Raw genomic sequence first — 8,904 nt, 5'->3', positions numbered from 1 at the left:
AAAAGGCCCGGACTTGCGTCCGGGCCTTTCCGTATAGTCTGGCTGTGCGCCGCACTTAGTTGCGCGCGGTATCCACCAGCTTGTTCTTGGTGATCCAGGGCATCATGGCGCGCAGGCGGGCGCCGACTTCCTCGATCTGGTGTTCGGAGCCGCGACGACGGGTGGCCTTGAAGCTCGGCGCGCCCACTGCGTTTTCCTGCATGAAGTCACGCACGAAGCGGCCCGACTGGATGTCTTCCAGCACGCGCTTCATCTCGGCCTTGGTGTCGGGCGTCACGATGCGCGGGCCGGTCACGTACTCGCCGTACTCGGCGGTGTTGGAGATCGAGTAGTTCATGTTGGCGATGCCGCCCTCGTAGATCAGGTCCACGATCAGCTTCACCTCGTGCAGGCACTCGAAATAGGCCATCTCCGGCGCGTAGCCCGCCTCGACCAGGGTTTCGAAGCCGGCGCGGATCAGCTCCACCAGGCCACCGCACAGCACCGCCTGCTCGCCGAACAGGTCGGTTTCGCATTCCTCGCGGAAGGTGGTCTCGATGACGCCCGAGCGGCCGCCGCCGATGGCCGAGGCATAGGCCAGGCCGAAGTCGTGGGCGTTGCCGGTGGCGTTCTGGTGGATGGCGATCAGGCAGGGCACGCCGCCGCCCTTCTGGTACTCGCCGCGCACGGTGTGGCCGGGGCCCTTGGGGGCGATCATCAACACGTCGATCGAGTCTTTCGGCTCGATCAGGTTGAAGTGGACGTTCAGGCCGTGGGCGAACAGCAGGGCCGCGCCGTCCTTGATGTTGGGGGCGATCTCTTCGTTATAGATGCCGCGCTGCAGTTCGTCGGGCGCCAGCACCATGATGGCGTCGGCCCAGGCCGAGGCCTCGGCGACGCTCATCACCTTCAGGCCGTCGGCTTCCACCTTCTTGGCGGTGGCCGAGCCGGGGCGAAGCGCCACCACGACGTTCTTCACGCCCGATTCCGACAGGTTCAGCGCGTGCGCGCGCCCCTGGCTGCCATAGCCTACGATGGCGATCTTCTTGTCCAGGATGCGGGCGAGGTCGGCGTCGCGGTCGTAGTAGACGCGCATGGTCATTCTCCTGAAGACGAAGGTCGCCACGACGTCGCGCAACGGCGCCGCAGCAAAGGCGGGGCTTTGCAGCGGAATTTTGCGTGAAGGTCAAGCCGAACGGGCGCTTACAGGACAATTCGTCCCGTGAAAGGCCCCTCCCCGCGACAGGGAGGGGGCGATCCGATCACCAGAAGACGTCGTAGATCACCTGCACCACACGACCGTTGAACATGTCCACCAGCAGCACGTCGTCGCCGACCCGGACATACTCATAGCCGATGGGCGGGATTGGCAGGCCGTAGGACCACCAGTCGTTCAGCCGGTACTGGGTGCTCCACCACGAGCGCGGCAGCTGATCGCCATAGCCCCAGCTGCGGATGTAGAAGCCCGAGGGCGGACGATAGGCATAGCCACGATAGCGCTGGTGGCTACGGAAGTTCTGGCCGTGATGGCGGCGGTCGAATTTCGGGCGCTGCGGATGACGGTCGGGCCGCCAGTCGCGGCCATTGTTGTTCCAGCCGTCACCGTTCCAGCCGTTGTTGTTGGCGCCGTTGTTGTTCCAGCGCGGGTCGCGGTCGTTGCGCCCGTCACGGCCACCCCGGCCATCCCGGTCGTTGCGATCGCTGCGGTCGTTGTTCCGCGCACCCTGGTTGTTGTTGTTCTGCTGGCCCTGCCATGCCTGGCCCTGGCGTCCGCCGTGGTCGTTGTTCCAGCGCTGGCCGTTCGAGTTGGGCTGCTGAGCCTGCTGGCCTTGCTGACCCTGCTGGCGCGATTGCCCGTTGGAGTCTCCCTGGCGGCCGCCCTGCCCGCCCTGCCGGCGGGGGGATTGCCCCTGAGGTTGGGCCTGAGCCTGGGGTTGCGGCGTCTGCGCCTGGGGCGCCTGAGCCTGGGGGGCAGGCTGCCGCTCCTGCAGCGACGGCGGCACATTGCGCGAGCTGGCGCGCATGGCCGGGTTGTAGCTTCCGTCCCCGCGGCTCTCGCGACGACGTTCGCCGCCGTCGTTGTCCTGCGCCAGCGCCCCCTGGGCCGTCGAGGCCAGCAGCACCAGCGCCAGGGCGCCTTTGATAACCGTCTTCATGTCACTGTCCCCTGGCCGCATGAGGCCGATGGATGTCCCTTTGGCAAAGGTTAATGGCCGCTGCTGTGTGAACCGTGCTTGAACGGAATCCTCGGTCGCCCGACATAGGGGGCGACCCTGGGAGAGCGCGATGCCCGCCACACCGCACGACATCACCGGCTTCTGGCGCACTGCGGGCGCGAAGCGTTGGTTCGCCAAGAACCCCAACTTCGACTCAGCCATCCAACTGAAGTTCGAGCCGGTCCACTACATGGCCGCCCTGGGGCGTCACGACAAATGGATGGAGACCGCCGAGGGATCGCTGGCCCTGCTGATCCTGCTGGACCAGTTCCCGCGCAACCTGTGGCGGGGCACCGGCCATGCCTTCGCCACCGACGGCAAGGCGCGCATGATCGCCCGCCACGCCGTGGCGACCGGCCAGGATCTCGAGATCGAGCCTCTGCTGCGTCCCTTCGTCTACCTGCCCTTCGAGCACTCGGAGGACATGGTCGACCAAGACGAGGCCGTGCGGCTATGCACGGCGCTGGGAGACCCCGAGACGCTGCGATACGCAGAGCTCCATCGCGACATCATCGCGCGCTTCGGGCGCTTCCCGCACCGGAACGTCAGCCTGGGACGCACGACGACGCCGGAGGAGCAGGAATTCCTGGATGAAGGCGGGTTCGCGGGCTAGCGGCCCCGGACGTCGGAGAAGGACGACTTCATCGCCATCTGCCGCATGGCTTCCTGGTCTTCTTCCGCGCGCCGCTTCCACTCGTCGAGGGACATGCAGGTGCGCTTGGCCAGGCGGGTGCCGGTCGGCGCGTCCTCGCGGCAGACCATCTTGATGCGCTTCTGGCCCTTTTCCAGCGGCGCGGAGACCGGGACCTTCTCGGTCGAAACCGCCTCGCCGGCGGGCGGTTGGTCGGAGCCGCCGAGCGCGGCGGCCATCAGGAGTGCGAGGATCATCTTCAGCCCCAAAACTGCATTTGAGTCGAGTTTTCTACGTTCCACCGCTATCTGCAACCGCGATGAGAAGGCGCATTCCCGCCGCCGCCGAATCGGTCGCGAATCAGTCAACCTGATCTCGACCAGCCAGAGCCGATGAACGCCCTTTCCGCCCTCCGCCTGCCGCAAGCCGTGACCGCCCCCGAACACCCGGAGCGGCAGTACCTCGACCTGCTGGCCGATATCCTGGAAAACGGCGTCCAGCGCGGCGACCGCACCGGCACCGGCACGCTCGGCGTCTTCGGCCGCCAGATGCGGTTTGACCTGGCCCAGGGCTTCCCCCTGCTCACCACCAAGAAGCTGCACAGGAAGTCGATCTTCGTGGAACTGCTGTGGTTCCTGCGCGGCGACACCAATGTCCGCTGGCTCCAGGAGCGCGGCGTCAGCATCTGGGACGAGTGGGCCGACGCGGAGGGCGAACTCGGCCCCGTCTACGGCAAGCAGTGGCGCTCCTGGACGGCGCCGGACGGCCGGGTCATCGACCAGATCGCCGCGGTGGTGGAAAGCCTGAAGACCAATCCCGACAGCCGCCGCCACATCGTCTCGGCCTGGAACCCGGCCGAGATCGAGGACATGGCCCTTCCCCCCTGCCATTGCCTGTTCCAGTTCTTCGTCGCCGACGGCAAGCTGTCGTGCCAGCTCTACCAGCGCTCCGCCGACGTCTTCCTCGGCGTGCCCTACAACATCGCCAGCTACGCCCTGCTGACCATGATGATGGCCAAGGTCGTGGGCCTGGAGCCCGGCGAGTTCGTCCATACCCTTGGCGACGCCCACCTCTACCTGAACCACCTGGACCAGGCCCGCGAACAGCTGGCCCGCGATCCCCTGCCCCTGCCGCGCCTGGAGATCGCCGACAAGCCCGACCTGTTCTCCTATGAGTACGAGGACTTCAAGCTGCGCGGCTACAAGGCCCACGAGAAGATCGCCGCGCCGATCGCGGTATAGCCGCGCGCTATCCGCACACCGCGCCCGTCATCCCCAACGTCCGTCATCCCAGGCCTTGTGCCTAGGACCCCTCTCGCCGCGATGCTGCGCGGGTGGAAGAGCGTCGGCACTGACGCTTAGCCCTGCCGCGCCGCGACTCCGACAGAGGGGTCCTAGGCACAAGGCCTAGGATGACGGGGGTGGATCACGCTAACCTCCCCCCATGACACCCATCCTCACCGCCGGCCCCATCGCGCGCGCCTCAAATGGCGTCATCGGCCGGGGCGGCGACCTGCCCTGGCGACTGAAGACCGACCTGGCCAACTTCCGCGCTGTCACCATGGGCAAGCCGGTGATCATGGGCCGCAAGACCTGGCAGAGCCTGCCCAAGGCGCCGCTGCCGGGCCGCACCAATATCGTGGTCTCCCGCGACGGCTCCTTCGAGGCCAAGGGCGGCCTGGTCTGCGAGGAACTGAGCGAAGCCCTCTCCATCGCCCGCGAGCAGGCCGAGGAGGACGGTCAGGAGGAATACTGCGTCATCGGCGGCGCCTCGCTCTTCGAACTGGTCCTGCCCCGCGCCAAGCGCATCTACCTCACCGAGGTCCATGCCCAGGTCGAGGGCGACGTGACCCTCAAGGGCTTTGACGAGAGCCAGTGGAAGGAGGTCGCAAGCCAGGACCATCTGGCCGGCGAGAACGACGAACACCCCTTCACGATCCGCGTCCTCGAACGCCGCTGAGTTTCGGGGCTGGCCTCACCCGGCGGAACCGACCCATAGTGTCGGAAAATTCGTTGGGGAGACGAAACCATGGACATGCAGCTGGTCGCTGAGGGATTCGAATTCCCTGAAGGCCCCATCGCCATGCACGACGGCTCGGTGATCCTCACCGAGATCAAGGCCCAGCGCCTGACCCGCGTCACCCCGGACGGAACCAAGACCACCGTGGTCGAGACCGGCGGCGGTCCCAACGGCGCGGCTATCGGCCCGGACGGCGCCATCTACATCACCAACAATGGCGGCTCCTTCGAGTGGCTCGACAATGGCGGCCTGACCATCCCTGGCCCCACGCCCGCCAGCCACACCGGCGGCATGATCCAGCGCTTCGACCTGGCCACCGGCAAGCTCACCACCCTCTACGACGCCTGCGACGGCAAGAAGCTGGTGGGCCCCAACGACATCGTCTTCGACAAGCAGGGCGGCTTCTGGTTCTCCGACCACGGCTGCTCGACGCCCGATGGCCGCAAGTTCGGCGGGCTCTACTACGCCAGGATCGACGGCAGTTACATCAGCCGCCAGCGCGACCATCTGATCTCCCCCAATGGCGTCGGCCTCTCGCCCGACGAGACGGTCGTCTACCTCGCCGACACCAACCTTGGCCGCCTCTGGGCCTTCGACGTCGCCGAGGTGGGGGTGCTCGCCCCCGCGCCCGGCTTCGCGCCCGGCCGCGTGGTGGCCAACATGCCGGGCTACCAGCTCTTCGACAGCCTGGCGGTGGAAGCCTCGGGCAAGGTCTGCGTGGCCACCATCATCAATGGCGGCGTCACCGTCATCGACCCGGACGGCAGCTATGAGCACTTCGCCTTCCCCGACCTCATCGTCACCAACATCTGCTTCGGCGGCGCCGACATGCGCGACGCCTGGGTCACCTGCTCGGCCACCGGCAAGCTTTTCAAGGCGCGCTGGCCCCGGCCGGGCCTGAAACTGAACTTCAACGCCTAGACGCCGCTGCAAAAGAACAAGAGACGAGACTGGGAGAGAGACGATGGGCTGGAATTTCGGAGACATCCTGGACGCCGTCGGCGGCGCGGTCCCGCCCGAGGCGCCGGCCTTCCTCCACGGCGACCGTGTGATCAACTGGGGGCAGGCCAACCAGATCACCAACAGCCTGGCCCGCGCCATGATCGCCCGCGGCTCCAAGCCCGGCGACAAGATCGCCATCTACATGCGCAACCGGCCGGAATACCTGCTGGCCGTCGCCGCCGGGTGGAAGGCGCGCCTGACCCACGTCAACGTCAACTACCGCTACACGCCCCAGGAGGTCTGGTACATCTTCGACAATTCCGACGCTCAGACCGTGGTCTATTCGTCGGAGTTCCGCGACGCCGTCGCCGAGATCCGCCCCCGCCTACCCAATGTGAAGACCTGGATCGAGGTCGGTGAGGACGGCAAGATCGCTCCCTTCGCCGAGGCCTTCGACACCCTGGCCGCCGAGGGTAATGGCGGCCCCCTGGATATCCAGCGGTCCGGCGACGACCAGTTCTTCATCTATACCGGCGGCACCACCGGCATGCCCAAGGGCGTGATGTGGACCCACCACGACCTGCGCGAGATCACCCTGGCGCCCGCCCGCATGATGGGCCCGGTCCCCGAGACCCTGGAGGAACTCGCCGCCGCCACTCGCGCCGCCGGCCCCGGCGGGCGCGCCCTGCCCGCTCCGCCCCTGATGCACGGCACCGGTCTCTTGACCGGCATGGGGGCGATGCTGTCAGGCGGCTGCGTGATCACCCTCGAGGCGCCCAGCTTCGATCCCTTGGAGCTTCTGCAGGTCATCGACCGTCACAAGCCCCAGACCCTGGTGCTGGTGGGCGACAGCTTCGCCAAGCCCCTGCTCAACACCCTCAACGCCAATCCAGGCGCCTATGATCTATCCAGCGTCGCCGTGGTGGTCTCTTCGGGCGTGATGTGGAGCCTGGAGGTCAAGCAAGGCCTGCTGGAGCACATGCCCGGCGCCATGCTCAACGACGCCTTCTCCTCCTCCGAAGCCCTCGGCATGGGCGCCTCGGTGATGATGAAGGGCGGCGAGGCGCCCACCGCCAAGTTCATGCTGGGCGGCCGCTGCAAGGTGTTCGACGAGAACGACCAGCCGGTCGAGCCGGGCTCGGGCGTGTCGGGCATGATCGCCATCAAGGGCCCGAACCCGCTCGGCTACTACAAGGACGACGAGAAGACCGCGCGCACCTTCCGGGTCATCGATGGCGAGCGCTATTCGATCCCCGGCGACTGGTGCTTGGTGGAGGCCGACGGGACCCTGACCCTGCTGGGCCGCGGCAGCGCCTGCATCAACACCGCCGGCGAGAAGGTCTTCCCCGAAGAGGTCGAGGAAGCCCTCAAGACCCACCCCTCCGTCGAGGACGCCCTGGTGATCGGCCTGCCTGACGAAAAGTGGGGCCAGTCTGTCACCGGTGTCATCCGGCTGTCGGAAGGCGCCAGCCTCAACGAGGACGCCCTGCGCGCCCACGTTCGCCTGGCCCTGGCCGGCTACAAGACCCCCAAGCGCATCGTCGCCACCACCGAGACCCTTCGCACCAGCAACGGCAAGGCCGACTACCCGACCGCCAAGCAGGTCGCCGAGACCGCCCTGGCGAGCTGAGCTCAGCCGTCGCCCAGGATCGCCCGCCGACGCGCAAGGCGTTCGGCGGGCCACGGATTGGGCAGGCCGTAGAAGACGGCGGGTCAACTTAAATGCACTGTCACCCCAATGCCGACATCTGCTTGCGGCGATCGTGCTTGGGTCCCCCGCGACCTATAGCGGCCGTTGGCGCAGTCGAGTAGCCTCGCAAAATGCGTGAGTGGCTCCAAGACATTCCCGAACAGATCGTGACCGATCGGCTTTTGATCCGTCCGCATCGACGGGGTGATGGAAGGGCGCTCCACGATGCGATCATCGATAGCTTGTACGACTTGCGCCGTTGGCCAGCGGCGATGGGCTGGTCGTTGAGCGACCCGTCCGCTCAAGGGTCGGAGGAGTTCTGTCGGGCATGCAGCGAGGCCTTCGCGCTGCGCACTGACTTCCCCCTGCTCATCACATTGCGCGATACGGGAACGATCGTCGGTTCAGCCGGTCTGCACCGTCCCGACTGGAGCGTTCCGAAAATGGAGATCGGCTGGTGGGGCCGCTCCACCTACGCCAAGCGAGGCCTTGTTACCGAAGCTGTGGAGGCGATCCTGGAGTATGGGTTCGCTCACCTGCGGGCTCGGCGCGTAGTCGCCCTGCCTGATGACCAGAACAGCGCCAGTTGGCGTATCTGCGAGCGGGTTGGAATGAACTATGAGGGTCTGATGAGACATGAGCGCGCCGAGCCTGACGGCGCTCTCAGGAACACCCGGCTTTACGCCATGGTCCGGTGAGGCCCGGTTGCCCTCCGCTGAGACCTTTAAGAGGTCCGCTTCCACGCCGAGGGCCAAGCGCTGCAATCGACCCAATGCGGACCTCAAAGGGGTCTGCTTCCAGCCGATGATTTGATCGGCTCTAGCCCTTTGGGTTCCAGAGGCGACCGACAACGTGTGGGAGCGAACAGTCCCGCATTGCGAGAAAAGAGGGGCACCTCAACGTCCCGCAAATTCGCTGAGTAGTAAATGCATTAGAAATATACATGAACCAGAGAAAGCAATATGGAAAGATAGAAACCGAGCAATATCCATTATTCCTCCCTGAATATAGACGATGGGGAGGGCTAAAACCCCAACTATACATGACGTGGACAGGAAGAACGCAAATCCCGCATACCTATCTTGCGAAAGCAACCAGGCGCCAGCTCCGCCAAGAAGACATATCCCCACGACGCGAGCACCACGGATCATAGCTTGCCGCCAGGGGGCGGGATGATAAAGGCGACGTTCGAACGCTCTCACGGTACCCCTCGTTGGCCGAAAATCTTCACCTGAAGCGGCTCGCGTTTGCGTCCCAGCGTTCTCAATTGTGGCTAGCATAAGCACAAGGTCAGCTTCTTGGCTTCATCGGAATGTCCGCTTCCCACCCCGAGCGGTCGTTGGGAGCGTCCGCTTGCCTGCTCTCTCGGCAAGATCGGCATCGTCGGGAGCGGGACCTGCGCCCCGCCCACCCATGAGCCCTAGTAC

General features: G+C 65.9%; 9 protein-coding genes. 6 read left to right on the top strand and 3 right to left on the bottom strand.

Annotated features, from left to right (window positions below; genetic code table 11):
- Nucleotides 1-55: 55 nt before the first annotated feature.
- Complete coding sequence (ilvC, locus tag AAC997_RS19845; RefSeq protein ID WP_340647433.1) at nucleotides 56-1,075, bottom strand: ketol-acid reductoisomerase; 1,020 nt, start codon at nucleotides 1,073-1,075, stop codon at nucleotides 56-58.
- Between the two features lie 166 nt (nucleotides 1,076-1,241).
- Nucleotides 1,242-2,135: an RcnB family protein gene (locus AAC997_RS19840; RefSeq protein WP_340647432.1), complete on the bottom strand. Its 894-nt coding sequence runs from the start codon at nucleotides 2,133-2,135 to the stop codon at nucleotides 1,242-1,244.
- Between the two features lie 130 nt (nucleotides 2,136-2,265).
- On the opposite strand from AAC997_RS19840, the gene AAC997_RS19835 reads away from it, so the two are divergent.
- Entirely contained in the window at nucleotides 2,266-2,808 is a 543-nt protein-coding gene (locus AAC997_RS19835; RefSeq protein ID WP_340647431.1) for a DUF924 family protein, read from the top strand.
- Here AAC997_RS19835 and AAC997_RS19830 read toward each other — a convergent pair.
- Nucleotides 2,805-3,083 (bottom strand): hypothetical protein, encoded by a 279-nt coding sequence (locus tag AAC997_RS19830; protein ID WP_340647430.1) that lies wholly within the window; start codon nucleotides 3,081-3,083, stop codon nucleotides 2,805-2,807. The two genes, AAC997_RS19835 and AAC997_RS19830, sit on opposite strands and share 4 nt — an antisense overlap.
- Before the next feature lie 135 nt (nucleotides 3,084-3,218).
- On the opposite strand from AAC997_RS19830, the gene AAC997_RS19825 reads away from it, so the two are divergent.
- From AAC997_RS19825 to AAC997_RS19805, 5 genes are all read left to right on the top strand, one after another.
- Entirely contained in the window at nucleotides 3,219-4,067 is an 849-nt protein-coding gene (locus AAC997_RS19825; protein ID WP_340647429.1) for a thymidylate synthase, read from the top strand.
- 202 nt (nucleotides 4,068-4,269) lie between these two features.
- Nucleotides 4,270-4,785 (top strand): dihydrofolate reductase, encoded by a 516-nt coding sequence (locus AAC997_RS19820; protein ID WP_340647428.1) that lies wholly within the window; start codon nucleotides 4,270-4,272, stop codon nucleotides 4,783-4,785.
- Between the two features lie 69 nt (nucleotides 4,786-4,854).
- Complete coding sequence (locus AAC997_RS19815) at nucleotides 4,855-5,766, top strand: SMP-30/gluconolactonase/LRE family protein (RefSeq protein ID WP_340647427.1); 912 nt, start codon at nucleotides 4,855-4,857, stop codon at nucleotides 5,764-5,766.
- A 43-nt stretch (nucleotides 5,767-5,809) separates the two neighbouring features.
- Complete coding sequence (locus tag AAC997_RS19810) at nucleotides 5,810-7,417, top strand: acyl-CoA synthetase (RefSeq protein WP_340647426.1); 1,608 nt, start codon at nucleotides 5,810-5,812, stop codon at nucleotides 7,415-7,417.
- Nucleotides 7,418-7,608: 191 nt separating this feature from the next.
- A complete protein-coding gene (locus tag AAC997_RS19805; protein ID WP_340647425.1) occupies nucleotides 7,609-8,175 on the top strand; it encodes a GNAT family N-acetyltransferase in 567 nt (188 codons plus the stop codon).
- Nucleotides 8,176-8,904 lie beyond the last annotated feature (729 nt).

Source organism: Phenylobacterium sp., assembly GCF_037968635.1.
In the GTDB taxonomy this organism is placed as follows: Bacteria; Pseudomonadota; Alphaproteobacteria; order Caulobacterales; family Caulobacteraceae; genus Phenylobacterium.
This window is presented reverse-complemented; position numbering and strand designations above follow the sequence as displayed.